24 protein-coding genes and 1 tRNA gene are annotated in these 25,462 nt (G+C 70.8%); 11 read left to right on the plus strand and 14 right to left on the minus strand.

Going from position 1 to position 25,462, the window contains the following annotated elements; translation table 11 throughout:
• Window positions 1–13: 13 nt before the first annotated feature.
• Window positions 14–967, plus strand: coding sequence for a Ppx/GppA phosphatase family protein (locus tag OHS70_RS22405; protein ID WP_328399789.1), 954 nt, complete (start codon window positions 14–16; stop codon window positions 965–967).
• A 21-nt stretch (window positions 968–988) separates the two neighbouring features.
• Here the strand turns inward: OHS70_RS22405 and OHS70_RS22410 are convergent, their stop codons facing one another.
• Window positions 989–1,783: a VOC family protein gene (locus tag OHS70_RS22410; RefSeq protein WP_328399791.1), complete on the minus strand. Its 795-nt coding sequence runs from the start codon at window positions 1,781–1,783 to the stop codon at window positions 989–991.
• A 489-nt stretch (window positions 1,784–2,272) separates the two neighbouring features.
• Here OHS70_RS22410 and OHS70_RS22415 point away from each other — a divergent pair, with 489 nt between their 5' ends.
• Both OHS70_RS22415 and OHS70_RS22420 read left to right on the plus strand, forming a co-directional pair.
• On the plus strand, window positions 2,273–3,661 hold the full coding sequence (locus OHS70_RS22415; protein WP_328399793.1) for an NAD(P)/FAD-dependent oxidoreductase: 1,389 nt from the start codon (window positions 2,273–2,275) through the stop codon (window positions 3,659–3,661).
• Window positions 3,662–3,893: 232 nt separating this feature from the next.
• The gene (locus OHS70_RS22420) at window positions 3,894–5,186 is read left to right on the plus strand and encodes a cyclopropane-fatty-acyl-phospholipid synthase family protein (RefSeq protein ID WP_328399795.1); all 1,293 of its coding nucleotides are present in this window, start codon (window positions 3,894–3,896) and stop codon (window positions 5,184–5,186) included.
• Window positions 5,187–5,456: 270 nt separating this feature from the next.
• Here the strand turns inward: OHS70_RS22420 and OHS70_RS22425 are convergent, their stop codons facing one another.
• Complete coding sequence (locus OHS70_RS22425; protein WP_328399797.1) at window positions 5,457–7,997, minus strand: ABC transporter permease; 2,541 nt, start codon at window positions 7,995–7,997, stop codon at window positions 5,457–5,459.
• 214 nt (window positions 7,998–8,211) lie between these two features.
• A complete protein-coding gene (locus OHS70_RS22430) occupies window positions 8,212–8,979 on the minus strand; it encodes an ABC transporter ATP-binding protein (RefSeq protein WP_328399799.1) in 768 nt (255 codons plus the stop codon).
• 370 nt (window positions 8,980–9,349) lie between these two features.
• Between OHS70_RS22430 and OHS70_RS22435 the strand changes: the two genes are divergently transcribed.
• Window positions 9,350–9,432, plus strand: a tRNA-Leu gene (locus tag OHS70_RS22435).
• Window positions 9,433–9,659: 227 nt separating this feature from the next.
• Window positions 9,660–10,532 carry a Bax inhibitor-1/YccA family protein gene (locus tag OHS70_RS22440; protein WP_328399801.1) on the plus strand — a complete coding sequence of 291 codons (873 nt, stop codon included), beginning with the start codon at window positions 9,660–9,662 and terminating at the stop codon, window positions 10,530–10,532.
• A 91-nt stretch (window positions 10,533–10,623) separates the two neighbouring features.
• Here the strand turns inward: OHS70_RS22440 and OHS70_RS22445 are convergent, their stop codons facing one another.
• Entirely contained in the window at window positions 10,624–10,854 is a 231-nt protein-coding gene (locus OHS70_RS22445) for a DUF4287 domain-containing protein (RefSeq protein ID WP_328399803.1), read from the minus strand.
• Between the two features lie 99 nt (window positions 10,855–10,953).
• Here OHS70_RS22445 and OHS70_RS22450 point away from each other — a divergent pair, with 99 nt between their 5' ends.
• Window positions 10,954–11,280 carry a hypothetical protein gene (locus tag OHS70_RS22450; protein WP_328399805.1) on the plus strand — a complete coding sequence of 109 codons (327 nt, stop codon included), beginning with the start codon at window positions 10,954–10,956 and terminating at the stop codon, window positions 11,278–11,280.
• Window positions 11,281–11,466: 186 nt separating this feature from the next.
• Here OHS70_RS22450 and OHS70_RS22455 read toward each other — a convergent pair whose 3' ends face one another.
• From OHS70_RS22455 to OHS70_RS22465, 3 genes are all read right to left on the minus strand, one after another.
• Window positions 11,467–12,312 (minus strand): hypothetical protein, encoded by an 846-nt coding sequence (locus tag OHS70_RS22455; RefSeq protein ID WP_328405826.1) that lies wholly within the window; start codon window positions 12,310–12,312, stop codon window positions 11,467–11,469.
• 267 nt (window positions 12,313–12,579) lie between these two features.
• Entirely contained in the window at window positions 12,580–13,800 is a 1,221-nt protein-coding gene (locus OHS70_RS22460) for an acetyl-CoA C-acetyltransferase (protein ID WP_328399807.1), read from the minus strand.
• A gap of 112 nt (window positions 13,801–13,912) precedes the next feature.
• Window positions 13,913–14,980 carry an SGNH/GDSL hydrolase family protein gene (locus tag OHS70_RS22465; protein ID WP_443062639.1) on the minus strand — a complete coding sequence of 356 codons (1,068 nt, stop codon included), beginning with the start codon at window positions 14,978–14,980 and terminating at the stop codon, window positions 13,913–13,915.
• Between the two features lie 155 nt (window positions 14,981–15,135).
• Between OHS70_RS22465 and OHS70_RS22470 the strand changes: the two genes are divergently transcribed.
• Window positions 15,136–16,524, plus strand: coding sequence for a cystathionine beta-synthase (locus OHS70_RS22470; protein WP_328399811.1), 1,389 nt, complete (start codon window positions 15,136–15,138; stop codon window positions 16,522–16,524).
• Window positions 16,525–17,274: 750 nt separating this feature from the next.
• Here the strand turns inward: OHS70_RS22470 and OHS70_RS22475 are convergent.
• Window positions 17,275–18,108 (minus strand): helix-turn-helix transcriptional regulator, encoded by an 834-nt coding sequence (locus tag OHS70_RS22475; protein ID WP_328399813.1) that lies wholly within the window; start codon window positions 18,106–18,108, stop codon window positions 17,275–17,277.
• Between the two features lie 150 nt (window positions 18,109–18,258).
• On the opposite strand from OHS70_RS22475, the gene OHS70_RS22480 reads away from it, so the two are divergent.
• Window positions 18,259–19,020, plus strand: coding sequence for an SDR family oxidoreductase (locus OHS70_RS22480; protein ID WP_328399815.1), 762 nt, complete (start codon window positions 18,259–18,261; stop codon window positions 19,018–19,020).
• 50 nt (window positions 19,021–19,070) lie between these two features.
• Here the strand turns inward: OHS70_RS22480 and OHS70_RS22485 are convergent, their stop codons facing one another.
• Window positions 19,071–19,490 (minus strand): hypothetical protein, encoded by a 420-nt coding sequence (locus OHS70_RS22485; protein WP_328399817.1) that lies wholly within the window; start codon window positions 19,488–19,490, stop codon window positions 19,071–19,073.
• Between the two features lie 102 nt (window positions 19,491–19,592).
• Between OHS70_RS22485 and OHS70_RS22490 the strand changes: the two genes are divergently transcribed.
• The 3 genes from OHS70_RS22490 to OHS70_RS22500 all read left to right on the plus strand — a co-directional run bounded on the left by OHS70_RS22490 (window position 19,593) and on the right by OHS70_RS22500 (window position 21,800).
• The gene (locus tag OHS70_RS22490) at window positions 19,593–20,006 is read left to right on the plus strand and encodes a glyoxalase (protein ID WP_328399819.1); all 414 of its coding nucleotides are present in this window, start codon (window positions 19,593–19,595) and stop codon (window positions 20,004–20,006) included.
• Between the two features lie 108 nt (window positions 20,007–20,114).
• Entirely contained in the window at window positions 20,115–20,951 is an 837-nt protein-coding gene (locus OHS70_RS22495; protein WP_328399820.1) for a MurR/RpiR family transcriptional regulator, read from the plus strand.
• Window positions 20,952–21,257: 306 nt separating this feature from the next.
• A complete protein-coding gene (locus tag OHS70_RS22500; RefSeq protein WP_328405828.1) occupies window positions 21,258–21,800 on the plus strand; it encodes a hypothetical protein in 543 nt (180 codons plus the stop codon).
• Between the two features lie 7 nt (window positions 21,801–21,807).
• Here the strand turns inward: OHS70_RS22500 and OHS70_RS22505 are convergent, their stop codons facing one another.
• From OHS70_RS22505 to OHS70_RS22525, 5 genes are all read right to left on the minus strand, one after another.
• Window positions 21,808–22,182 (minus strand): hypothetical protein, encoded by a 375-nt coding sequence (locus tag OHS70_RS22505; RefSeq protein WP_328399822.1) that lies wholly within the window; start codon window positions 22,180–22,182, stop codon window positions 21,808–21,810.
• An 89-nt stretch (window positions 22,183–22,271) separates the two neighbouring features.
• Window positions 22,272–22,664, minus strand: coding sequence for a roadblock/LC7 domain-containing protein (locus tag OHS70_RS22510; RefSeq protein WP_328399824.1), 393 nt, complete (start codon window positions 22,662–22,664; stop codon window positions 22,272–22,274).
• Window positions 22,665–22,702: 38 nt separating this feature from the next.
• Window positions 22,703–23,443: a transcriptional regulator gene (locus OHS70_RS22515; protein WP_328405830.1), complete on the minus strand. Its 741-nt coding sequence runs from the start codon at window positions 23,441–23,443 to the stop codon at window positions 22,703–22,705.
• Window positions 23,444–23,454: 11 nt separating this feature from the next.
• Window positions 23,455–23,841, minus strand: coding sequence for a hypothetical protein (locus OHS70_RS22520; RefSeq protein WP_328399825.1), 387 nt, complete (start codon window positions 23,839–23,841; stop codon window positions 23,455–23,457).
• Window positions 23,842–24,043: 202 nt separating this feature from the next.
• On the minus strand, window positions 24,044–25,420 hold the full coding sequence (locus OHS70_RS22525; protein WP_328399827.1) for an APC family permease: 1,377 nt from the start codon (window positions 25,418–25,420) through the stop codon (window positions 24,044–24,046).
• Between the last annotated feature and the right edge of the window lie 42 nt (window positions 25,421–25,462).

Genomic DNA, 25,462 nt, shown 5'->3' on the forward strand with positions numbered 1-25,462 from the left:
GGAGTCCGTCCCCATGACCCGCGTGGCCGCCATCGACTGCGGCACGAACTCCATCCGCCTGCTCGTCGCCGACGTCACCGCGCCGTCCGGCGCATCCGGCGCGGGCACGCTCACCGAACTCGACCGGCGCATGACCATCGTCCGGCTCGGGCAGGGCGTCGACCGCACCGGGCGGCTCGCCCCCGAGGCGCTGGAGCGGACCTTCGCGGCCTGCCGCGAGTACGCCGCAGTGATCAAGGAACTCGGCGCCGAGAAGATCCGGTTCGTGGCCACGTCCGCCTCGCGCGACGCCGAGAACCGGGACGACTTCGTCCGCGGTGTCCTCGGCATCCTCGGCGTGGAGCCGGAGGTGATCACCGGTGACCAGGAGGCCGAGTTCTCCTTCACCGGCGCCACCAGGTCGCTCGCCGGCCGCACCGACCTGCCCACGCCGTATCTCGTCGTCGACATCGGCGGCGGTTCGACCGAGTTCGTGGTCGGCGAGGAGCACGCCCGCGCCGCCCGGTCCGTCGACATCGGCTGCGTACGCATGACCGAGCGTCACGCTCCCGGCGACCCGGCGACCCCGGAGCAGATCGCGGCGATCCGCGCCGACATCGAGGCCGCGCTCGACACCGTCGAGAAGACCGTCCCGATCACCGAGGCCCGCACGCTGGTCGGCCTGGCCGGCTCGGTGACGACGGTGGGCGGGATCGCGCTGGGTCTCGCGGAGTACGACTCGGCCGCGATCCACCACTCGCGCATCTCCTACGAGAAGGTCGAGGAGATCACCACGATGCTGCTGCGCTCCACGCACGACGAGCGGGCGACGATCGGTGTGATGCACCCCGGCCGGGTCGACGTCATCGGGGCCGGGGCGCTCGTCCTGCTCACGATCATGCAGCGCATCGGCGCCCGCGAGGTTGTCGTCAGCGAGCACGACATCCTCGACGGCATCGCCTACAAGGCCGCCGAAGGCTGGTTCTGACCGGATCGGGCACGTGCGGTCTCAGGCGGGCGGGGCCGGGGTGAGGACGACGAACTCCGCCCCCGCCGGGTCGTTGCACACCGCGAGCCGGCCGACGCCCTCCGCGTCCTCCGGTCCCATCGAGACCTGGCCGCCGTTCTCCCGGACGAGGGCCACCGTCGCGTCGCAGTCCGCCGAGCCGAAGACCGGGTGCCAATAGGGCTGCTTCTCCCCGGCGGTGAACATCTCAGGCACCGCCATGAGTCCGCCGAACCTCCGCTCCTGCGGAAGGCTCTTGGGCGTCAGCATCGTGTAGGCGCCCTCGCCGCCGGGGAGTTCCATGTCCTGGCCGGTCCAGCCGAAGACGGTGTTGTAGAAGCTCTGCGCGGCGGCCGCGTCGGTGGTGTACAGCTCGATCCAGACAAGGCTGCCGGGCGCGTCGGTGAGCTGGAGGCCCGGGTAGCTGCCGGCCTGCCAGACGGCGAACTGCGCCCCCTGCGGATCGGTGAGCTGGGCGAACCGCCCCTCGTCCGAGGCTTCGGAGGGAGCGGTCCGCACGGAGCCGCCCGCGTGCGTCACGGCCTTGACGGTGGCATCGATGTCGGGGGTGTTGAAGTAGGTCATCCAGGCCGGACGGGCGCCCTCCTCGGTGAGCCGTCCGATCGCGCCCACCGCCTTGCCGTCGAGCCGGAAGGCCTTGTAGTCGCCCGTCTCGTCGCCGAGCGGCTGGGCCTGCCAGCCGAACACGGCCCCGTAGAACGCAGCCGCCGCCTCGACGTCCGGGGCGCCCAGGTCGATCCAGCAGGGGGAGCCGGGGACGAAATCAGTGCTGAGCATGGTGGTTCTCTTTCGCCGGGTCTCTGCGTGTGCAGCTGGATCAGCCTGGCACTGTGCCTCTGCCGGCGCGTGCCGCAACACGTCGGACGAGGTCCGAAGTTTCCGGTGGATCCGCCCGGGCGTGACGCCGCCCGCGGGGGGTCGCGGGAAAGTTCGTGAACTTCTTCACAAGGAAAAAGGCCCTGATGGGCTTCGTGGAGGCCGTTCGGGGGCCCGGAAGGCCCTTCCTGTGCGTCGGTTGAGCTGCCGGGCGCACATTTGAAGGTGTTCGGGGGCTGTCACCCGCACAGGGGAAGGGGGCTTGGTTTCACCGGCCACCGGCCCTTGGGGCCAGCTCAAGAGGGGTGGAGAACGTTCCCCGATACATGGTGGTTCCGTACTCGCGCCATGACCTCGGTCACGTGGGCGGCGGAGTGTAGCAGAGTGGTGCGGTTAGCTTGTGAAGGGGCTCACGAGCACCCCCCTGGAGGGGGGTGGATACTCGATGGCATGAGCACCACGGAGCGTCCCAGGATCCTCGTTGTAGGCGGTGGGTACGTAGGCCTGTACGCAGCACGTCGCATCCTGAAGAAGATGCGCTACGGCGAGGCGACCGTCACGGTCGTCGACCCGCGCTCGTACATGACGTACCAGCCCTTCCTCCCCGAAGCTGCCGCAGGCAGCATCTCGCCTCGGCATGTCGTCGTCCCGCTGCGACGCGTGCTGCCCAAGGCTGAGGTTCTCACCGGCCGGGTCACGACCATCGACCAGGACCGCAAGGTCGCCACGATCTCCCCGCTGGTCGGCGAGGCGTACGAGCTGCCCTTCGACTACCTGGTGATCGCGCTCGGAGCCGTCTCCCGCACCTTCCCGATACCCGGCCTCGCCGAGCAGGGCATCGGCATGAAGGGCATCGAGGAGGCCATCGGCCTGCGCAACCACGTTCTCGAGCAGCTGGACAAGGCCGACTCCACGACGAACGAGGAGGTCCGCCGCAAGGCGCTGACCTTCGTCTTCGTCGGCGGCGGGTTCGCCGGCGCCGAGACCATCGGTGAGGTCGAGGACCTGGCCCGCGACGCGGCCAAGTACTACAGCAACGTCAAGCGCGAGGACATGCGGTTCATCCTCGTCGACGCCGCCGACAAGATCCTTCCCGAGGTGGGCCCGAAGCTGGGCAAGTACGGCAAGGAACACCTGGAAGCCCGTGGGGTCGAGATCTACCTCTCCACCTCCATGGACTCCTGCATCGACGGTCACGTGGTGCTGAAGAACGGCCTCGAGGTCGACTCCAACACCATCGTGTGGACCGCGGGCGTGAAGCCGAACCCGGCACTGGCCCGCTACGGCCTGCCGCTCGGCCCCCGAGGCCATGTGGACTGCAACGAGAAGCTGCAGGTCCAGGGCACCGACTACATCTGGGCCGCGGGCGACAACGCCCAGGTTCCGGACATGGCGGCCCGCAAGGCCGGTGTCGAGAACGCCTGGTGCCCGCCGAACGCCCAGCACGCGCTGCGCCAGGCCAAGGTCCTCGGCGACAACGTCATCTCGGGTATGCGCGGCTTCCCGCAGACCGACTACGAGCACGCGAACAAGGGTGCGGTCGCCGGTCTCGGTCTGCACAAGGGCGTCGCGATGATCGTCATGGGCAAGGTGAAGATCAAGCTCAAGGGCCGTCTCGCCTGGTACATGCACCGTGGCTACCACGGCATGGCGATGCCGACCTGGAACCGCAAGATCCGCGTCTTCGCCGACTGGACCCTGGCGATGTTCCTCAAGCGAGAGGTCGTCTCCCTCGGTGCGATGGAGTCGCCGCGCGAGGAGTTCTACGAGGCGGCCAAGCCGGCTCCGGCAGCCGCCGTCGCGGCCAAGCCGGAGGCCGAGAAGGCCAAGGCTTCCTAGCCGCAGCCGCTGTACAGCCCGTAAGGGGCCGCCCGCCATCCGTGGTGCGGGCGGCCCCTTCGGCGTTCGCACGGCCCCCGGGCTCCCGCGGCCCTCGCGGCACATCGGCCGGTCATGTAGATGCGCGACACACTTATATTGCCGGTGCGTTGCGTAGTGCCGGGAAGTACACACAGTGGTCGCATTGTTGGTGGAGGTGTACCGAGGGGAACCACCGTCACGGAGGTGTGCCATGGCCGACGCCGCGCTGCGGCTGACCACTCTTGCCGAGGAGCTGCTGGGAGTCCCGTTCCCGGTCCGCATCCGTGCCTGGGACGGCAGCGAGTCCGGTCCGCCGGGCTCTCCCGTACTCGTCGTACGGCACCGGCGCGCGCTGCGCAGACTCCTGTGGCGGCCGGGCGAGCTGGGGCTCGCGCGGGCCTGGGTGGCCGGCGACATCGATGTGGACGGCGATCTGTACGCCCTGCTCGATCTGCTCGCCGGGCTCGTCTGGGACCGCGACCCCGACGCCCCGGCCGCCGGGCATGCGCTGCGCGACCCGCGGCTGTGGTCCGCGGCACGAGGGCTGCTGAGACTCGGCGGGGCGCTTCCGCCGCCCGCCCCGCCCGTCGAAGAGGTGCGCCGGCGCACCGGTCCGCTGCACACCAGGTGGCGCGACAGGGCGGCCATCAGCCACCACTACGACGTCGGCAACGACTTCTACGCACTGGTGCTGGGACCGTCCATGGTCTACTCGTGCGCCTACTGGGACGGGGCGGGCACCCTCGAGGACGCCCAGCGCGACAAGCTCGACCTGATCTGCCGCAAGCTCGCCCTCAAGGAGGGCGACCGGCTCCTCGACGTCGGCTGCGGCTGGGGCTCGATGGCGATCCATGCGGCGCGTGAGTACGGCGTGCATGTCACCGGCGTCACCCTCTCCCGTGAGCAGGCCACGTACGCGCGCAAGCGCATCGCGGAGGAGGGCCTCACCGACCGCATCGAGATCCGGGTCCAGGACTACCGGGACGTCAAGGACGGTCCGTACGACGCGATTTCCTCCATCGGTATGGCCGAACACGTCGGTGAGGTCCGCTTCCGCGAGTACGCCGACCAGCTGCTGTCCCTGCTGAAGTCCGGCGGCCGGCTGCTCAACCACCAGATCGCGCGCCGCCCGGAGCAGGACGAATCGGCGTACGAGATCGACGAGTTCATCGACCGCTATGTCTTCCCGGACGGGGAACTCGCGCCGCTCGGCCGTACCGTCACCACCCTGGAGGCGGCAGGCTTCGAGGTCCGCGACGTCGAGGCGATCCGCGAGCACTACGCCCGCACCCTGCGCGCATGGGTCGCGAACCTCGAGTCCGACTGGTCCCGCGCCGTACGGCTCACCTCACCGGGCCGGGCGCGGGTGTGGCGGCTGTACATGGCGGCGTGCGCGATCGCCTTCGAACGCAACAGGATCGGTGTCAACCAGATCCTGGCGGTGAAGACGCCCCAGGACGGCGCCTCGGGGATGCCGCTGCGCGCCCGCGACTGGCACGGCTGAACGCTGCCCGTCCCGGGGCGCGTGACGCTGCAGTCGGGGCGCTGACCCGAATCCCGCGCCTGAATCTCCCCCTTGACTCCGTCCGGGGGACCCCCACGAGGCTGGCTCTGCCGACCGGGCAGATCCAGCCTCGCCGGCGATTGCCTGCGGACGTGGGGGTCCGGGGTCTTGCCCCCAGTCACGGGATGGGGTATCTCCCACGACCGCCAGGGGAGGGGCGGGGTGGGGAGCTGCTCCGCACAGCGGCCCCGCCCCGCCCGAGCCCCCGGGCTACTCCGTCTTGATCGCCGTCAGCATGTTCAGCTTCGCCGCACTGCGCGCCGGCCACAGCGCCGCCATGACGCCGACCACGCCCGCCAGCAGCAGGAAGACGCCGATCCGGTCCCACGGCATGACCAGCACGTAGCCCGGGATGTCCTTGCGCAGCGTCTCGCCGATCGCCCAGGCGAGGAACGAGCCGAGTCCGATGCCGATCACCGCGCCGAAGACCGAGATCACCACGGCCTCCAGGCGGATCATCCGCTTGACCCTGCCGCGGTCCAGGCCGATCGCCCGCAGCATGCCGATCTCCTGCTGGCGCTCGAACACCGACATGGCCAGCGTGTTGATGACACCGAGCACCGCGATCAGCAGGGCCATCGCCAGCAGCCCGTACATGAGGTTCAGCGCGGTGTTGATGAAGCCGCCGAACATGTTCCGGATGTCCTGCTGGTCCATGATGCTCATCGCCGGGTTGTCGCCCAGAGCGTCCACCAGCGCCTGTTCGGTCGCCTCGCCGGCGCCGCCGTCCATCTTCACCCAGATCTCGGGGATGTACGGCTTGGGCTCGTACGGCGCGACGAGGTCGGTGGAGACCAGCACGGGCGAGAGGAACTCGTTGCCCTGGTAGACGGCGCCGACCGTCACCTTCTTCGTCTTCGCCTTGTCCTCGCTGCCGAACTTCGCCGACAGGGTGTCACCGGTCTCCCACCCGTTCGACTTCGCGGTGTCCTCGTCGACCGCGATCTGGCCTTTGCCGAGCGTCGCGAGCGAGCCGGAGACCGTCTTGAGGTCGAAGACCTTCTCCACGTCGCCGGGGGTGACCGCCGACGCCGAGTGCCACGTGTCCTTGACCTGCAGCGAGGTGGACTGCTGCGGGGAGACCGCGGCGACACCCTTGGCGCCCTGGATCGCGGTGAGCGCCGACATGTCGAGCCCGCCGCCGCCGGCCATCGAGACCATGTAGTCGGCCCGGATGTTGTCCGTGGTCATCCTGTCCACGGCCTGGCCCATCGTGGCGCCGAGCACCGAGATCCCGGTGACCAGGGTGAGGCCGATCGCCAGCGCGGACGCGGTGGCGCCGGTACGGCGCGGGTTGCGGACCGCGTTCTGCCCGGCCAGCTTGCCGGACACCCCGAACACCCGGTGCAGCAGCGGCCGTACCAGCGCGATCATCGGCCGGGAGAGCAGCGGGATCAGCACGATGATGCCGATCAGGGCCAGGAACGCGCCGCCGCCGATGAGCATCCGGCCGGTTTCCTTGCCGACGGCCGCACCACCGAGGATGCCGGCAGCGCCGACGAGGGTGATCACCGAGCCGATGGTGTTGCGCACCACGAGGGACTTCGTGGTCGCCACCGCGTGCACACTGCCCATGGCCGCCACCGGGGCGATCTTCGCGGCCCGGCGGGCGGGCAGCCAGGCGGCCAGCACGGTGATCAGCACACCGACGCCGAACGCGGCGGCCACCGCAGTGGGCGAGACGATCAGCGGACCCGCGGGCACCTTCGCACCGAACGCGCTCATCGCGGACCGCAGCCCGGTCGCCAGACCGAGACCGAGGAAGAAGCCGACCACCGAGGCGATCGCTCCGACGACCATCGCCTCGAGGATCACCGAACGCTTGACCTGGCGGCGCGAGGCGCCGACGGCGCGCAGCAGCGCCAGTTCCTTGGTGCGCTGGGCGACCAGCATGGTGAAGGTGTTGGCGATCAGGAAGACGCCGACGAACAGCGCGATGGCAGCGAACACGAGCAGCAGCGTGTTGAGGTTGGACAGGCCGTTCTCGATGCTGCGGGCCTGTTCCTCGGCGAGCTCCTTGCCGGTCTGCGCCTCGGAGTCCTCGGGCAGCAGCGGCTCGACCGCGGCCAGGATCTCCTGGTCGGACGCCCCGGGCTTCGCCGCGATGGTGACGTCCTTGAAGTAGCCCGGCTGGAGGTACAGCCGCTGGGCGACGGCGGTGTCGAACAGCACCAGGCTGCCGCCCGCGTTGACCGCGCCGTCCTCGGTGGTGAAGACACCGGAGAGGGTGTACTCCTTCACCGGGCCGTTGGTGGCCACCCGTACGGTGTCGCCGACGCCGTACTCGCCCTTGGCGGCCGAGTCCTTGTCGAGCGCGATCTGGCCGGCCTGCGTCGGCCCGTTGCCCGTGGTGAAGGTGTACGCCGCGTCCTTGCCGTCCTTGCCGGGGGAGAAGTTGGCGCCGGTGTTGGACCAGCCGTTGCCGATGAGCTTGCCGTCCTGATCGGCGACCCCGGCGAAGCCGGAGACCCGCCCGGTGGCCTCGGCGACTCCGTCCAGAGCCCGGATCCTGTCCAGGGTCCTGGTGGTGATGCCGGCGTCCTTCTGGCTGCTGCTCGGGTCGGCGAACGTGGTGACCGCGACCGCGACGTCGTCGTAACTCTTGGCGGACTGCTTGCGGTAGGCGTTGCCGAGGGTGTCGGTGAAGACCAGGGTGCCGGAGACGAACGCCACGCCGAGCATCACGGCGAGCACGGTCATCAGCAGCCTGGCTTTGTGCGCGAGCACATTGCGCAGGGCGGTACGGAACATATGGGTGTCCTGGGAGTGGGTGCGGCGCATGCCGCGGCGAGCCCCGGCGGGCTCGGCCGCTGCGGCCGGACGATGGGTGAAGAGGTCTGGGGGAGGGGCCGGGGGCGGCGGTCTCCGGACAGGGAGCGCCGCGCAGGCGGTGGTCAGGGCAGTACGCCCCGACTCCCGGCGCCCGCCCGGCCCGGGGCGTCCCGAAGGCCGGAGGCCCGGGGCCTCAGCTCGTACGGCCCTTGGCGTCGAAGTCCTTCATCCGGTCGAGGACGCCGTCGGCGCTGGGGCGCAGCATCTCGTCGACGATCCGCCCGTCCGCCAGGAAGATCACCCGGTCGGCGTAGGACGCGGCCACGGGGTCGTGCGTCACCATCACCACGGTCTGGCCGAGTTCGCGCACGGAGTTGCGCAGGAAGCCCAGCACCTCGGCGCCGGAGCGGGAGTCCAGATTTCCGGTCGGCTCGTCACCGAAGATGATCTCGGGACGGGACGCGAGTGCACGGGCCACGGCCACCCGCTGCTGCTGGCCGCCGGAGAGCTGGGCCGGACGGTGGCTCAGACGGTCCCGCAGGCCCACCATGTCGATGACCTGCCCCAGCCACTGCTGGTCGGGCTTGCGGCCCGCTATGTCCATGGGGAGCGTGATGTTCTCCTGCGCGGTCAGCGTCGGCAGCAGGTTGAAGGCCTGGAAGATGAAGCCGATCTTGTCCCGGCGCAGCTGGGTGAGCTGCTTGTCCTTGAGGCTGCCGAGTTCGGTCTCGCCGATGCGTACGGAGCCCGAGCTGAAGCTGTCGAGGCCGGCGACGCAGTGCATCAGAGTCGACTTGCCGGAGCCCGAAGGGCCCATGATCGCTGTGAACTCGGCCTGGTGGAAGTCGACGCTGACGCCGTCGAGCGCGACCACCCGGGTCTCGCCCTGTCCGTACACCTTGGACAGATCCGTGGCGCGGGCTGCCACTGCGGTGGCGCGGTGAGCGGTGATGGTGGTCACGAGGAGGGCTCCTGTCGCGGTCTGTTTCGGTACCACCTCATCGTGTCGGCCCTGTGGCCTCGGATCGTCAGCCCCGGTGCCCGTTCCGGGGGCCCTCTCCAGTCGGACCGCCGACCGTGCCCGTACTCCTTTGGTATGACGGCGTCCCCGACGCGGGATGGGGGTGCGGGGGGTCGGCAGGGAGGCGCTTTTCCGTCATTCCCGCAGGGGTGCGGGGGCGGACCGGGGGCGTGCGAGCGGAGTGCGGACGGGCGCCCACCTGGTCTGACGCACCCTCAACCACCAATAGAATCAGACAACATCGGGCCATCGCCCGGATGGCGGAGCGATCTACCCGGATAGGCTCGGGTGCCAGCGCGGAGCCGCTTACGCCCGGATGGTGGAACGCAGACACGGCGAGCTTAAACCTCGCTGCCCCTCGGGGGCGTGCCGGTTCAAGTCCGGCTCCGGGCACCTTTGTGCGAGACCTGCAGCCCCGCGCGCGCCCTGGCGCGGGGAGGTTGCTCCGGCGACCGCATGCCGCTCCGCCGGACGTGGTCCGGTCCGAGCGTTTTCCGGGCCGGCGGCCGTCCCCGCCGGTCACGATCCCGGAAAGATCCTCCCTGCGCACTAGGGTGTTCGCTTTGCTTCCGCATTACTCTTGGCTCCAAGGCCGCGCACGGTGGCCATGGAGGAGTGAGATGAGGAGCAGCAACCCGGTCTTCTCGCGACGGGGGTTCAGCCGCGACAACGGCTACGCGGGCTTCAACGCGCAGCAGCCGCAGGCCGGGGGCCCCGCCGTAGGAACAAACCCCTACGCACAGGGCGCGGGCAACCCGTACGCCACCAACCCTTACGCCCCGGCGGGCACGCAGCACGGCGCCCCGGCGCCCGCGCGCACCGACGTGATGACGATGGACGACGTCGTCTCGCGGACCGCCATGACCCTGGGCACCGTGGTCCTCGGCGCCGTCCTGGCCTGGACCCTGCTTCCGGTGTCCCCCACCAGCTACGGCCTGGCCATCGGCGCTGCCCTGGTGGCCTTCGTGCTGGCGATCGTCCAGTCCTTCAAGCGCACCCCGGTGCCTGCGCTGATCTTCGGCTACGCGGCCTTCGAGGGCATCTTCCTCGGCGTGATCAGCGAGATGTTCAACGCCCGGTGGGACGGCGCGCCGTTCCAAGCCGTGCTCGGCACCATGGCGGTCACCGGCGCCACGCTGTTCATGTACAAGCAGCGCTGGATCCGGGTCACGGCCCGGTACGCCCGCATCGGCATGACCATCGCGCTCGCCTTCATCGTCGTGATGGCCGTGAACCTCCTGCTGGTGGTCTTCGGCGTCGCCGATGACGGCGGTCTGCGCAGCATGGGCCCGCTCGGAGCCATCGTCGGCATCCTGGCGATCCTGATCGGCTGCTTCTTCCTGACGCTCAACTTCAAGGAGATCGAGGACGGCATCGCCTACGGCGCGCCGCGCCAGGAGGCCTGGCTCGCGGCCTTCGGTCTGACCGTGACGCTGGTGTGGATCTACCTGGAGATGCTGCGCCTGGTCGCGATCTTCAGCGGTGACGACTAGTCGCCGTGGCGCGCACCGCGCGCCGAGGAACGCCGAAGGGCCCGCAGGCTGTGCCTGCGGGCCCTTCCGCCTTGTTTCCGGTAAGGGGGCGCTAGAGCAGCTTTCTCGCGGCGCGCCTCAGGTCGTACTCATGGATGATCGCTTTCGCGTGGCCGTAGGCGAGGTTGTGCTCGCTGCGCAGCCAGCTGACCTTCTCCTCGAAACGGAAGAGCGCTGGGCCTTCTTCGACGGTCCGCAGCCAGTCGGAGATTTCACGACCGGTGCATTGGGGGATTCGGGAGAGCAGATTTCGATGGGTCTCTTCGGAGAAGACTTGGGACATCGGCGCCTCCGGACGCATTGCGCGTGTGCTCCTTCACGCCACCGTGCCTGAGCGTTCGCGTATTGGCAACAGTGTGGTCGGGGCGCGTAGGGTCGCGGCGTGCTTGACACGACCGATCTGACCGCTGCCGTGGACCGTTTCGCCGATCGCCTGCGGGCCGCTCCGCAGAGCCGGCTGCAGCGTGGTGCGGCGGCCGAGGGACTGGCTCTGGCCAGGGATCTGTCCGTAAGGGCCCAGCGGATCGAGGAGCCCGGGAGCGAGCCGCGGATCATGCCGGACGCCGGTCTCTTCTCGGTAGCGGACCAGTTGAGCGTCGCCGGACGCGATTTGGCCGAAGCGTTGCGGGCGGCCCCGCCGGGCGCCGTGGCGCGGCTGGACGAGGCCGTGGAGCTGGTCCGGGCGGCTGAGGAGCGGGCGGCCCTGTGACGGGCCACCGGGGGCCGAGGGCCAGAAGGCGCCCGAGCGGCTCTGAAGAGGCCTGAGGCGCTTTCGCACGGCCCTGGAGCGCCCAGGGGGCACATGAGGTGCGAGGGGGCGTACAGGGGGCGTACGTACGGCTTTGCGGTGGTGCCGGTCCGGCGGGGGCGCACCGGTGGTGCAGCTCCGGTGGCGTCAGTGGGACGCGATCACGCGGTCCGCGAGGATGTAGACGCTCTCGTCGCCGCAGGCGAAGGTCAGGGAGTACGCGCCGGAGACGCCCGAGCCGCCCAGCAGCACCGGGGTGCTGCCCGCGCGCAGCGCGTCGGCCAGACGTTCGGCGGTCTCGCGGTGACCGGGGGTCATGCAGAGCGTGGTGCCGTCGGCGAAGACGTACACGTCCAGGGTGCCGAGCGGGCCGGGCCGGACGTCGGCGAGCTCGGTGCCGGTCTCGGCGAGCTCCTCCAGGCGTGCGACCGTGCGCTCGTGGTCGGTGACCACCGGCGTCTGGACGGGCACGAAGTCGGGGTGCGAGGGGTGCCGGCGGCGGGCGGCGGCCAGCTCGGGGGAGTCCTCGGCGAACTCGGTCACCTCGGGCAGGTCGGCCATGTCGTCGAGCGCCTCCACGGCGTCCAGGTCCATGGACTCCAGGCCTGCGAGGTCCGCCTGGCGCGGGACGAAGAACGGCGGGATCTCGTCGGCGGCACCGGCCAGACCGCCCAGCAGCGACGCGGAGCTGTCGCCGCCGAAGCGTGCGGAGGTGTCCGCGGCGTCGCGGGCCTCCTGCGCGGCCCAGAAGGCTCGCGCCTCGGCCAGCTCGCGCTCGCGCTCCTCGGCGAGCGCGTCCGCGACGGCAGCGCGTATCTCGGCGGCATCACTGGTGCGGGCATGGGGGACGGTGGCGATGCGGCCGGGCCCGTGCGACGCGGCGAGCTCGGTACGCAGGGCCGAGACCTGCTTGCGGAGCCCGCGCGCGGCGTGCAGGGCAGCGGCGCCCACGGCCGTGGCGGCAGCCGTGGTCACCAGCAGGGCAAGAGACATGGCGCTCACTGACTTACTCCCGAATTCAATCGATCCCCCGGACTTCCTACCTCAGCTTGCGGTGCGCCCGCGCCTTCTGTCAGTGCATTACGTCACGAAATGGACAGGAGTTTGTGCCTGGGGTTTAACCGGGAAACGGCCCTGACCTGCAAAAAGGGCTCTCCCCCAGGAGGTAGGTCACATCCTGGGGGAGATTCAGTCACGAACTGAGATCCAGCTGAACGGCAACCCGCCGGTAGGCGTCCGTCCGGTCTCGGCCGGCCGCGCTCAGCTGAGGCGCTCGATGACCATGGCCATGCCCTGGCCGCCGCCGACGCACATCGTCTCGAGGCCGAACTGCTTGTCGTGGAACTGAAGGCTGTTGATCAGCGTGCCGGTGATCCGGGCGCCGGTCATGCCGAAGGGGTGGCCGACCGCGATGGCGCCGCCGTTGACGTTCACCTTGTCGATGTCGAAGCCGAGGTCGCGGTAGGAGGGGATGACCTGCGCGGCGAAGGCCTCGTTGATCTCGACCAGGTCGATGTCGCCGGCGGTCAGCCCGGCGCGCTTCAGTGCCTGCTTGGAGGCCTCGACCGGGCCGAGGCCCATGATCTCGGGAGACAGACCGGAGACACCGGTGGAGACGATCCGGGCCAGCGGGGTCAGGCCGAGCTCGCGGGCCTTGGTGTCGGACATGATCACCAGGGCGGCGGCGCCGTCGTTGAGCGGGCAGCAGTTGGCGGCGGTGACCAGGCCGTCGGGGCGGAAGACGGGCTTGAGGCCCTCGACGCCCTCGAGGGTGACGCCGGCGCGCGGGCCGTCGTCCTTGCTCACCACGGTCCCGTCCGGGGTGGTGACCGGGGTGATCTCGCGCTCCCAGAAGCCGTTCTTGATGGCTTCCTCGGCGAGGTTCTGCGAGCGGACGCCGAACTCGTCCATGTCCCGGCGGGTGACGCCCTTGAGGCGCGCCAGGTTCTCGGCGGTCTGACCCATCGCGATGTAGGCGTCCGGGACCACGCCGTCCTCGCGCGGGTCGTGCCAGGTGGAGCCCTCGGACTCGGCAACGGCGGCCGTACGGGCCTCGGCCTCGGCGAAGAGCGGGTTGTGCGTGTCGGGCAGGCTGTCGGAGTTGCCCTTCACGAAGCGGGACACCGTCTCGACACCGGCCGAGATGAAGACGTCGCCCTCGCCCGCCTTGATGGCGTGCAGCGCCATGCGGGAGGTCTGCAGCGACGACGAGCAGTAGCGGGTGACGGTGCAGCCGGGGAGGTGGTCCATCCCCATCTGCACGGCGACGATACGGCCGAGGTTGTTGCCCTGCTCGCCGCCGGGGAGGCCGCAGCCGAGCATCAGGTCTTCGATGTCCCGGGGGTCGAGCTCGGGGACCTTGGCCAGGGCGGCCTGGATGATCGTGGCGGTGAGGTCGTCCGGGCGCAGGTCCTTCAGAGATCCCTTGAAGGCCCGGCCGATGGGCGAGCGGGCGGCAGAGACGATCACAGCTTCGGGCATCACGGCTCCAGGAGGGGATTGAGCAAGGCTGTCAGGGAAGTTACCCGTACGTACCGCGCGGGTCACCGTACGAGCCGTGTGATGCGGGCCTCTTTTCTAAGCGGGCGCTTGCTCAGTTGGGTGTGAGGGGTCCCGGGGTTCGCTCCGGATCCGGCTCCACGATGGTCTGGGCGGCGGATTCGACCGCCGCCTCGGCGGCCGCTTCCGACGCTGCCTCGGCAGCGGGCAGCCGGCGCCGGCGCCGGTGCTTGAGCAGCGCCCACGGTGCTCGGGCGCCCGTGACCTCGGTGCCCGCCTCGGCCGCGGCCGTGGCCGCGGCACGGGCGACCGGCAGCATGTCCTCGTCGCGGTCCACGTCCAGGGCGTCGCTCTCCGGCCACAGCCCGAGCACGGCGCACACCGTGGGCAGCATCGCCATCGCCGCCGTCGCGTACCCCTCCGCCGACGGGTGGTAGTTGTCCACACCGAACATCTCGCGCGGGTTCGCCGCGAACTCCGGGCCCAGCAGATCGCCGAGCGAGACCGTACGCCCGCCCTGCTCCACCACCACGATCGTCTGGGCCGCCGCCAGCTGGCGGCTCACCCGGCGGGCCAGCCAGCGCAGCGGCTGGTACACCGGCTCGATCGTGCCGAGGTCCGGACAGGTCCCCACGACCACCTCCGCGCCGGCCGTGCGCAGCCGGCGCACCGCCGAAGCCAGATGGCGCACGGACACGGTGGGCGGCATCCGGTGCGTGACATCGTTCGCACCGATCATGATCACGCAGATGTCGGGAGTGCGTGTACGGTCCGCGAGCAGCAGCGTGACCTGCCGCTCCAGATCGTCGGACTGAGCGCCCGGCAGGGCGATGTTGCGCACCTGGACCGGCCGCTCGGCGACCGCGGCGAGTCCCGACGCCAGAAGCGCCCCCGGGGTCTGTCCCGCCCGGCGCACACCCTGGCCCGCCGCCGTCGAATCTCCCAGCACCGCCAGATACAGCGGATTGCTGCGGCCGAAGGCCAGCCCGTACAGGCCGTCGCCCCGCGGGGGGATGGGCGCCGTGCCCCCGCCCACCGACCGTTTGGCCAGCTGGACCTCCGCCAGCAGCACACCCACGGCCGCCGCACCGAGCAGGCCGATACTGCCTCCGCCGTACGCCGCGCCGGCCGCGATGCGCCTGGCCACCCTCGCCCTCGACACTGTCCGAGCCACCTCCTCACAGCCCCGGGCAGGCCGTAGCCCCGCGCCGGCCTCGTCGCCGTACAAGAGCTAACTGCCCCGTAGCTGCCGTCGCCCAATCCCGCGCCCATCCGGCATACGCTGGCGACACCATTACGGAGACCCCGGAGAACATTGTGCGCATCCACAACTCGATGATCAGTCTCGTCGGCAATACCCCGCTGGTGAAGCTGAACAGCGTGACCGCAGGCATTCAGGCGACCGTGCTCGCCAAGGTCGAGTACTTCAACCCCGGCGGGTCGGTGAAGGACCGGATCGCCGTGCGCATGATCGAGGCCGCCGAACAGAGCGGCGCGCTCCTGCCCGGCGGCACGATCGTCGAGCCGACCAGCGGCAACACCGGCGTCGGACTTGCGATCGTGGCCCAGCAGAAGGGTTACAAGTGCATCTTCGTCTGCCCGGACAAGGTGTCCACGGACAAGATCAATGTGCTGCGTGCCTACGGTGCCGAGGTCGTCGTCTGCCCGACGGCCGTCGATCCCGAGCACCCGGACTCGTACTACAACGTCTCGGACCGTCTGGTGCGCGAGACGCCCGGAGCCTGGAAGCCCGACCAGTACTCCAACCCCAACAACCCGCGCTCGCACTACGAGACCACCGGTCCCGAGCTGTGGGAGCAGACGGACGGCCGCATCACCCACTTCGTCGCGGGTGTCGGCACCGGCGGCACGATCTCCGGCACCGGCAACTATCTGAAGGAGATCAGCGGTGGCAAGGTCAAGGTCATCGGCGCGGACCCGGAAGGCTCCGTGTACTCCGGGGGCTCGGGCCGCCCGTACCTGGTCGAGGGCGTCGGCGAGGACTTCTGGCCCACCGCGTACGACCCGAACGTGACCGACGAGATCGTCGCCGTGTCCGACAAGGACTCCTTCCAGATGACCCGGCGCCTCGCCAAGGAGGAGGGCCTGCTGGTCGGCGGCTCCTGCGGGATGGCGGTCGTCGCGGCGCTGCGTGTCGCCGAGGGCCTCGGCCCCGACGACGTCGTGGTCGTGCTGCTCCCCGACAGCGGCCGCGGCTACCTCTCCAAGATCTTCAACGACGAGTGGATGGCCGACTACGGCTTCCTCGAGGAGACCGGCTCCGCCAGCGTCGCCGACGTCCTGCGCCACAAGGAGGGCGGCAACATGCCCAGCCTGGTGCACATGCACCCGGAGGAGACCGTCGGCGAGGCCATCGAGGTGCTGCGCGAGTACGGCGTCTCGCAGATGCCGATCGTCAAGCCGGGCGCCGGGCACCCGGACGTCATGGCCGCCGAGGTGATCGGCTCCGTGGTCGAACGCGAGCTGCTGGACGCGCTCTTCACGCAGCGCGCCTCGCTCCACGACCCGCTGGAGAAGCACATGTCGTCGCCGCTGCCGCAGGTCGGCTCGGGCGAGCCGGTCGCCGACCTGATGTCGGTGCTGGGCGACGCGGCGGACGCGGCGATCGTGCTGGTCGAGGGCAAGCCGACGGGTGTGGTGAGCCGCCAGGACCTGCTTGCGTTCCTCGCCGGCGACGCCAAGTGACGTGTTCCGGACGCGGTTTCGCGTAATCGGTACGCGCGCGACACGTTCGCGCAGCACCCGCTTAACACGCGTCCGGCACATTGGTGGATGTCGGCAGGGGGACCGGGCAGGGATCCCGGCCGGCACACCAACGGCGTCCAGGACTTCCGGAGCGGCTCCCGGACCTCTCGGACGCCCCGGACGCGGAGACCCGGCCCTGACCCGGTCCGTGTCCTTCGCGGGGACCGCCGTCGTCCCGCCCCCTGGCTCCGGCCGGGGGTGCGGCGGTCCCCGCCACACCTCTTTGCGCTCCGTCCGCCGGGCCCTTGGCGCTGGGCCCGGTCCGGGCTGATCTTGTCGGGCTCGCGGCGCTCCCCCAGAGCTTCTCCCCCAGGACTCCGTCCGGGGGGACCCCCAGGAGGTACCCGGCTACGGCACCTCGCTGTGTCGCCCAAGTGCGCGCAGTACGAGGGCGATCTACCCCGGCCGCCGACCGGGCGGGTGCCTCTACAGGCTTGCGATACGTCCCCTCGGCCCTGGCGGGCCTGGGGAGACCCCATGCCTCGGCCCTGGCGGGCCTGGGGAGACCCCATGCCTCGGCCCTGGCGGGCCTGGGGAGACCCCATGCCTCGGCCCTGGCGGGCCTGGGGAGACCCCATGCCTCGGCCCTGGCGGGCCTGGGGAGACCCCATGCCTCGGCCCTGGCGGGCCTGGGGAGACCGCATGCATCCGACGCCGCAGGCTGATCCTCGAAGATCGCCCGGACAGGGCCTATTCGCGGCCCACGGGAGCCGCGGTCCAACTGGCCAGCAGCGCAAGGCGCTCCGCCGTCCTGGAACCCGGCTCCGGGGTGTAGATCACCAGCATTTGGTCCGGGTCGCCCGGCGGGGAAAGGCTTTCGTACGGCAGCGTCAGTTCGCCGACCAGCGGGTGGACCATGCGCTTGACCCCGTATGTCTTCTCCTTGACCTGGTGGTCCGCCCACAGGCGGCAGAACTCCTCGCTCTTCACCGACAACTCACCCACCAGCGCGGTGAGCCGGCGGTCGTCCGGGTGCCGGCCGGCGGACAGGCGCAGATAGGCGACCACCTCCGCCGCCACCGCCTCCCACTCCGGGTACAGCTCGCGCGTCGCCGGGTCGAGGAACACCGCGCGGGGAACGCTGCGGCCTGCGGCGGTCATGCGCGAGTAGGTGATGAGCGCGTCGCCGAGCGCGTTCCAGGCCAGCACGTCGAGACGACGGCCGAAGACATACGCGGGCGCGGCGGTGATCGTGTCGAGGAGCAGCCGCATCCCCGGGCGTACCCGCTCCTGCGGCACATCGGGGCCCGTCCTCCTGGGGCGGGCCACATCGCGCAGATGGGCGTGCTCCGTCTCGTCCAGGCGCAGCACCCGGGCGACCGCGTCCAGCACGGCGTCCGACACGGACTGCCCGCGCCCCTGCTCGAGGCGAATGTAGTAGTCGACGCTGACGCCCGCGAGCTGGGCGACCTCTTCGCGGCGCAGACCCGGCACACGGCGCCGGCCGTACGGGGTGAGACCGACGTCCTCCGGCCGGATACGGGCACGGCGTGAGCGCAGGAAGTCTCCGATGTCGCCGTCCATGGTTCGAGCCTAGCCGGGCGGCCGCCGCCGAGCCTGGTACTGGCAGACCCAGGAAAAGCGCTGCCCTGGGTAGCGCCCGGCCCCGCGCGGACAGTGGTGCCTGTCCACCACCGGGCGTCCGCACCGGACGCGTACACAGGAGCACACGACATGACCTACGACAGCCTCGCCGGCCGTACCGCCGTCGTCACCGGTGCCGCCAGCGGCATCGGCGCCGCAACCGCCCGGCTGCTCGCCGCCCATGGGGCGCGGGTGGCGCTGCTCGCCAGGCGCACCGAGCGGCTCGGCGAACTGGCCGAGAAGATCACCGCCGAGGGCGGCACTGCGCTCGCGGTCACCGCGGACGTCACGGACGACGCCTCCGTGTCCGCCGCCGTCGCGAGCGTCCACTCCGCGTACGGGCCGGCCGGCCTGCTGGTCAACAACGCCGGAGTGATGCTGCCGAACCCGCTCGACGACGGGCGCATCGACGAATGGCAGCAGATGATCGACACCAATGTGACGGGTGCGCTGCGGATCATCAGGGCGTTCACCGGGGACCTGGTGGCCGCGGCGGCCGACGGCAGGGCGGCCGACCTGGTGAACATCTCCTCGATCGGCGCGCACATCACCTTCCCCAACTACGCGGTGTACGGCGCGACCAAGGCGGCGCTCACCTATCTTTCCCAGTCGCTGCGCGGTGAGCTCGGCCCGCGCGATGTGCGCGTCACCAACATCGAGCCCGGGTTCACCGGGTCGGAGCTGCGCGATCACATCGACAACCCGGAGCTGAGCGGGCAACTGGACACCATGGTCCAGGAGGTGGGCCTGCTCAGCTCCGACGACATCGCTGATCTGATCGCGTACACCACCAGCCGGGCCCGGCACGTCAATCTGCGCCAGGTCGTCGTGCTGCCGACCCGCCAGGCGTGAGGCGGGGCCGCTGGGGGTACCTCCCTCGGCCGCCGGGCCGTAGGGGGAGCTCAGTCCTCCCAGTCGGACTGGTCGCGCTGCGGCCTGCGCTGCCAGGGCCAGCCGCGTGCCGCGTGCACGGCGTTGACGCCGACGATGCCGAACCAGGCGACGACCAGGCCCTCCAGGTCGGCGTTGGCCACGGCGATCGCCGACAGCGGGATGGCCAGGACCAGCGAGATGATGCCGAAGCCGAAGCGCTCGCCGAAGTTCGCCTCCGCGGACTTCGGCCGGGCGCCGCCGCGGGCCTCGGCCATCTGCTGCTCGGCGAGCCGGCGGCGCACGCGGCGGTCGACCGTGCCGTCGAGACGCTGCTCGACCTTCTCCAGAAACGATTCGACGAGTGCGGAGTCGTACTCCACGCCCAGCTCGCGGCGGGCGTGCAGGGTGGCGTCGAGCTCCTTCTTGAGCTCAGGGTCGCGGGCTTCCATGCCGCCGACGCTACGGGGGGCCGGCCGCCGCGTCAGTGGGGGTAGCACCCCTCTTTCACCAAGGGGCAGCCAGAGATCCACAACCCGTTGTACAAAGACACCATGACCGCTGAGCGCACCGCCGTGACCAGCCCCGCCGCCGCGTACGCCTTCGGCGGCCTGCACCATGTACAACTCGCGATCCCGGCCGGTGCCGAGGATCTGTGCCGTCAGTTCTGGGGCGATGTGCTTGGCATGACGGAGCTTCAGAAGCCGCCGGTGTTGGCGGCGCGTGGCGGCTGCTGGTTCCGCGGCGGCGGCCTGGAGGTCCACCTCGGTGTCGAGGAGGACTTCAGTCCGGCCCGCAAGGCTCATCCGGGCATCCTCGTCCGCTCGCTGCGGGAGCTGGCGGAGCGCCTGGAGACGTGCGGCCACGAGGTGATCCGGGACGACGCCTTCCCCGGCCACGACCGGTTCTACGCCTTCGACAAGCTCGGCAACCGGCTGGAGTTCCTGGAGCCCCGGGACGCGTCCTGACGGCCGTCCCGGGCGGGCAGTGGCCTTCCCTTCCCCTTGCCGTGGCTGTATATGGTCATGCAGAGTCATGGGTGACTGAATAATTCGGGATCCGACGAGGGGGACGGCATGAACGACAGCCCCGCTGCGAGACTGCAGCTGCTGTTCGAGGGGCACCGGCTCACGCCCACCCAGCGCCGCATCGCGCACAGCATGGTCCGCCGGGCCGCCGATGTGCCGTTCCTGTCCAGTGTGGAGCTGGCCGAGCTCGCCGGGGTCAGCCAGCCGTCCGTGACCCGCTTCGCCGTCGCCCTCGGCTTCGACGGCTATCCGGCGCTGCGCAAGCATCTGCGCGAAGTCGCCCCGCCGGAGGCGGCCACCGGCAAGGACGCGCTCAACGAGTACCAGCAAGCCGTCCAGGCGGAGATCGAGAACCTGCGGCACCTCTCGGCGCTCCTGGAGGATCCGGAGCCCGTCGAGCGGGCCGGTCGGCTGCTCGCCGCCTCCCGCCCGCTGCCCGTGCTCGGGCTGCGCGCAGCGTCCTCGCAGGCCCGCGGCTTCGTCTACTTCGCATCCAAGGTGCACCCCGATGTGCGGCTGCTGGACGAGGGCGGCTCGATGCTCGCCGACCGTATCGACGCGGCCCGGCTCGCGGGCGCGAGCACGCTGCTGTGCTTCGCGCTGCCGCGCCATCCCAAGGAGGTCGTGGAGACGCTGGCCTACGCCCGCTCGGCCGGGCTGAGCGTGGTGACGGTCGCGGACTCGGCGTTCGCCCCGGTCGCGGCCCACAGCGACCTGCTGATCCCGGCCGCCGTCGGCACCGGCCTCGCCTTCGACACGGCGTGCGCGCCGATGCTGCTGGGGCGGGTGCTCCTGGAGGCCATGTGCGACGACCTGCCGGACGCCCAGGCGCGGCTCGAGGACTTCGACACCCGTGCGGCGGCCCGCGGACTGTTCGTGGAGTGACCCGCGCGGCGATGCCCACGGGTCCGGCCGATTCTCAGACGGAGCTCAGAAAGTGGCGCTGATCTCCCGGGCCGAACACGGGTTCTGTGGAGGGAGCACAGCGTGGGTGCAGCCAGGTTCGGGGTCGGTCAGGCCAGGGGGCGTTGGTGGCTGATGCCGGAGGTGGGGTCGGTCGGGGTGGGTGTGGGTGCAGCCAGGTTCGGGGTCGGTCAGGCCAGGGAGTCCGCCGAGGGCTGGCGTGGCAGGGAGTCCGCCGAGAACCGGCGTGGCAGGGAGTCCGCCGAGGGCCGGCGTGGGACGCAGGCGCTGGCGCGTGTGGCCGTGATCGTGCGGGCGGGGGCGGCGCCCCTGTGGTGGCTGGGGCCGGCGGCCGCCGCAATCGGCGTGCTGCTGCCCGGGCTCACCGGGCGGTGGACCGGCGCTGTCGCCGGGACCGCGCTGTTCCTGGTCACGGCCTTCGTCGTCGCTCTCGTGCGACGCGGGCGCTACACCCGGCTCGCGGGCTGCGCCACGCGCGCCGGGCGGCATGACATCCTCCAGGACCGCCGGGTGACGCTGCGGGTGTGGCGGCGTGCCCATCGCTGGTGGCTGCTGCTCGCCTTCCTCGCCGCCGTGGGGAGTTCGTTCGCCGTGCCCTTCGCGGGCGGGGCGGTGCTCTCCGGCGCGGGCGCCGGGCTGTGGGCCAAGGCCGTCCTGCTGGGCCGCCGCGAGCGCACGGACGAGACACTGCTGTGGGTCGGCGCCGACAGGGTGGCGAAGGGCCCGGCCGGCACACGGACCACGGGCTTCCGTACCACCGGCGTCGCGGCCGGCGACGCCGCGCCCGGAGGGGCGCGGCGCCGGCACTGAGCCGTCGTCAGACCTCCAGAGTGTTCTCGATCTGCCGCAGCTGGTGCCGTGCCATCGCCAGGTTCGCACGCTGCTTGTCCAGGGCCAGGTAGAGGAACAGGCCGTTGGTGCCACGCCCCTTGAGCAGCCGGATCAGGTGGTACTGGGTGTCGAGGGTGATCAGGATGTCCTCGATGTCGTCCTTGAGTCCGAGGTGCTCCATCGTGCGGACCTTGGCACGGACCACGTCGGTGTTGCCCGCCGCGGCGACGGTCAGATCGAGGTCCTTGCCGCCGCCCACGGTGCCCAGCGCCATGCCGCTGGTGTAGTCGACGAGCGCGGTGCCGATGGCCCCCTCGATCGAGGTGAGGATGTCCTTGAGCGCGGCTTCGGTGTTGGCCATGAGAGTGGCAGTTCCTTTCCGTCTGGTGGTTGTTCTTGCTGTTGTGCGGGTGGTCTTGCGGGCCGGTGGGGTCGCGGGGGTGGCTGCCATCAGGCGTTCTCCGGTCGGTCGAGTGCCGCGTCGACCAGCTCACCGATCCGGATGCCGGCGCGACGGGCCTCGAGGTGGAGCCGGCCCACGTTGATACGGGGCTCGGCCAGCAGGGTCAGCACGGCGGAGGAGCCCGCCGCATAGGTGGCGACATAGCCGTCCTCGCCCCGGACGAGCAGTTCCCGGAAGCCGCCCTGCCCGGTCGTCTCGGTCAGCCGCTGGGCGACGCCGAGCGCGGCGGCGGTGAGCGCGGCCACGCTCTCCGCCTCCGTGTCCGGGGTGTCCCGGGCCAGGACGAGGCCGTCCACACTGGCCGCGAGGGCACCGGTGAGCTGCGGCAACCGGGTCCTCAACCGGCGTAGTTCGTCGAGGACTCCGCTACTCGCGGCCATCAGCTGTCTCCTCTCGGCGCGCTGCCGGAGCGCGCGAATCACAGCGTTGCCTCCAGGGCGTCACGGAGCCGGCGGAGCAGAGCAACATCGGGGTCGGGGAACGTTTCCGCTCGGGCGAAAACGGGCGGCGGTAACGGCGCGGCTGCTCTGCGGGGCGGCTCCACGAGCCCTGCCGCGGCCAGCCGGTGGACGTCGACCAGGGTGTGGAAGGCCGGCCGGCCCAGGACATGGGCGATGTCGCCCGGGGTGCGGACCCCGTCCGCCAGTTCGAGCACCGCGCGGTGCCGGGCGGCGAGCCGGGTGCCCGGCACCATCCCGGTACGCACCACGGGTGCCGTGTCCGACCCCGGGTGCGCCCACAGCCGGGCGAGCAGGTCACGGCGCCGCAGGGTCTCCCGTTCGACGGCCTCCGCCGCCACGGGCCGTACGGGACCGATCCAGTGGGCCACGCCGTAGCGGAACCTGCTCGGCCCGCGGCTGGGGGAGAGCGCGAAGAACGCCGCGTCGTACAGCGCCCCCAGGTGGCAGATCTCCAGCTCGCCGCCGGAGACCGTGCCGCGCTCGACCAGATACCGGCCGACCCTGCCGTACGACCCTGCCTCGCGCAGCGCCTCCTGCCAGCCGTCGGCGTGCAGTCGGCCGCCCGCCGTCAGCAGGACGTCGAGGCCCGGGGCGGCGGGGCTCTCGGCGTGCACCACCTGGCCGTCGACCAGGTAGAGCGTGCCCCGGTCCCGTAACAGTGCGCCGGTGGCCCGCTCGGAGGCGAGGCGCAGCAGCATGGGCGACACGCTCACTCCAGCACCAGCCGATCGGTCAGTTCGCGCATCCGCAGTCGCGCGAGGGCGAGATTGCCCTCGTCGCGGTCCAGCCACAGATGCAGCAGCACGCTGCTGTCGAACGACGTCTCGACGAAACGCAGCAGGTGGTAGGCGCTGCGGGTGGTGACCACCAGATCCTCGACATCGAGAGCCTTGTCGGCGCCGGCGGGCGCGAACGTGGGGTGCTCCGCGGCCATCCGGGCCAGCTCGGCGGTCTCGGCGGCGGCCGTCTCGTGGTCGTCACCGGCCGCGTCGCCCACGGTGCCGAGGGCGAGTCCACTGGTCCAGTCGACGACGGCGGCACCACGTGCCCCCGGCAGCCGCATGGCGTGCAGCAGGCACTCGTCGATTCCGGGCACCTGGAACTCCCCTCCAGCGCGTGTACGAACGGCTCGGACGCATGTCCGTGACGGCGAGGTTACGCACCGTGCTGCCTACCGGGGGAAGTTCTGGCATTTTCCATCGGAACATGCGGGGGGTCCGATAGGGTCCGCAGTGCCCGGTTCGCCACCGGGTGACTTTGCCATACCTGAGGGCAGGGGCGCGGCCGGATCGGCTCACTCAGGGGCCGGGATCGGACACGGCCTGGTCGTGCACCTTGATCACCAGCTTGTTCACGCCCCACAGCACAATGCCGACGCCGATCAGCACGCCGGACCGGATGTACACATCGGCCGGCCGGTCCGCCAGCGGGCTCGCCAGGATGACGGCGCTGATCGCTCCGAGGACCGGCAGGATCGTCGGCGTACGGAAGTGCTTGTGCGCCACACGGTCCTTGCGCAGCACCAGCACCGCCACGTTGACCACCGCGAACACGCAGAGCAGCAGGAATGCGGTGGTGTCGCCGAGCCCCTCGATCTCGCCCGTGGAGACCAGCACGACGGCGAGGACGGTGACGAAGAGGATGCCCGCCACGGGTGTACGGCGGCCCGGCAGCACCTTGCCCATCGCGCGCGGCAGGATCCGCTCGTTGGCCAGGCCGTAGCAGAGCCGCGAGGCCATCATGATGTTGATCAGCGCGGAGTTGGTGACCGCGAACAGCGCGATCAGCGCGAAGAGTTTGGGCGGGAAGCTGACCCCACCGGCCTTGACGACCTCCAGCAGCGGGCCGCTGGAGCTCTCCAGGGTCCGGTGGTGCACGAGTAGCGAGGACACCAGCGCGACCAGTACATAAATCGTGCCGGTGACGACGACGCCGGTGAAGATCGCGCGTGGGAAGGTGCGGGCCGGATCCTGCGTCTCCTCCGCCATGTTCACCGAGTCCTCGAAGCCGACGAAGGCGAAGAAGCCCAGCGCCGTGGCGCCGAGCACGCTCGTCACCAGCGCGTATCCGGTACCGGACGCCTGGAACTCGCCCAGCCGCGACGGCTCCCCCTCACCGGTCAGCACCGCCCAGGCCCCGATCCCGAGGATCACCAGCAGGCCGGAGAGCTCGACGAGGGTCAGTACCACGTTGGTCTTCACGGACTCCGAGACACCGCGCAGGGCGAGCGAGGCGAGCGCCAGGATGAAGAGGATCGCGACGAGCGTGGGCGGGAGCGCGTCGGTGAACTCCTGGAGGTAGTCCCCGCTGAAGGCCCGGGCCGCGGCGCTCGCGGACGACAGCCCGGAGCACATCACCATGAAGGCGATGATGAACGTCAGGAACGGGACGTTGAACGCCTTCTGGGTGTAGAGCGCGGCCCCGGCCGCCCGGGGGTATTTGCCGACCAGTTCGGCGTACGAGCCGGCGGTCATGATCGCCACGATGGAACCGATCACGAACGGCAGCCACAGCGCGCCGCCGACCCTGCCCGCGACCAAGCCGGTGGTGGCGTAGATCCCGGTGCCGAGGATGTCGCCGATCACGAAGAGAGTCATCAGCTTGAGGCTGATGGCCCGTTTGAGTGATGGCTGCTGAGCCGGTGCGCCCGGGGACGCGGGTGCGGATGTGGCCATGGGACACCTCTCCGTCAGCTGTTGGGAGGTGTCCTGCCCGAC

The organism is Streptomyces sp. NBC_00390, assembly GCF_036057275.1.
Taxonomy (GTDB): domain Bacteria; phylum Actinomycetota; class Actinomycetes; order Streptomycetales; family Streptomycetaceae; genus Streptomyces.

Bases quoted from the DNA above. Each gene is read 5' to 3' on its own strand.
- OHS70_RS22425 (WP_328399797.1), bottom strand. From the start codon at position 7,997: ATGTTCCGTACCGCCCTGCGCAATGTGCTCGCGCACAAAGCCAGGCTG.
- OHS70_RS22510 (WP_328399824.1), bottom strand. From the start codon at position 22,664: ATGGCCGCGAGTAGCGGAGTCCTCGACGAACTACGCCGGTTGAGGACC.
- OHS70_RS22460 (WP_328399807.1), bottom strand. From the start codon at position 13,800: ATGCCCGAAGCTGTGATCGTCTCTGCCGCCCGCTCGCCCATCGGCCGG.
- OHS70_RS22420 (WP_328399795.1), top strand. From the start codon at position 3,894: ATGGCCGACGCCGCGCTGCGGCTGACCACTCTTGCCGAGGAGCTGCTG.
- OHS70_RS22415 (WP_328399793.1), top strand. From the start codon at position 2,273: ATGAGCACCACGGAGCGTCCCAGGATCCTCGTTGTAGGCGGTGGGTAC.
- OHS70_RS22525 (WP_328399827.1), bottom strand. From the start codon at position 25,420: ATGGCCACATCCGCACCCGCGTCCCCGGGCGCACCGGCTCAGCAGCCA.
- OHS70_RS22515 (WP_328405830.1), bottom strand. From the start codon at position 23,443: ATGCTGCTGCGCCTCGCCTCCGAGCGGGCCACCGGCGCACTGTTACGG.
- OHS70_RS22490 (WP_328399819.1), top strand. From the start codon at position 19,593: ATGACCGCTGAGCGCACCGCCGTGACCAGCCCCGCCGCCGCGTACGCC.
- OHS70_RS22405 (WP_328399789.1), top strand. From the start codon at position 14: ATGACCCGCGTGGCCGCCATCGACTGCGGCACGAACTCCATCCGCCTG.
- OHS70_RS22410 (WP_328399791.1), bottom strand. From the start codon at position 1,783: ATGCTCAGCACTGATTTCGTCCCCGGCTCCCCCTGCTGGATCGACCTG.
- OHS70_RS22440 (WP_328399801.1), top strand. From the start codon at position 9,660: ATGAGGAGCAGCAACCCGGTCTTCTCGCGACGGGGGTTCAGCCGCGAC.
- OHS70_RS22455 (WP_328405826.1), bottom strand. From the start codon at position 12,312: ATGTCTCTTGCCCTGCTGGTGACCACGGCTGCCGCCACGGCCGTGGGC.
- OHS70_RS22505 (WP_328399822.1), bottom strand. From the start codon at position 22,182: ATGGCCAACACCGAAGCCGCGCTCAAGGACATCCTCACCTCGATCGAG.
- OHS70_RS22445 (WP_328399803.1), bottom strand. From the start codon at position 10,854: ATGTCCCAAGTCTTCTCCGAAGAGACCCATCGAAATCTGCTCTCCCGA.
- OHS70_RS22480 (WP_328399815.1), top strand. From the start codon at position 18,259: ATGACCTACGACAGCCTCGCCGGCCGTACCGCCGTCGTCACCGGTGCC.
- OHS70_RS22485 (WP_328399817.1), bottom strand. From the start codon at position 19,490: ATGGAAGCCCGCGACCCTGAGCTCAAGAAGGAGCTCGACGCCACCCTG.
- OHS70_RS22475 (WP_328399813.1), bottom strand. From the start codon at position 18,108: ATGGACGGCGACATCGGAGACTTCCTGCGCTCACGCCGTGCCCGTATC.
- OHS70_RS22495 (WP_328399820.1), top strand. From the start codon at position 20,115: ATGAACGACAGCCCCGCTGCGAGACTGCAGCTGCTGTTCGAGGGGCAC.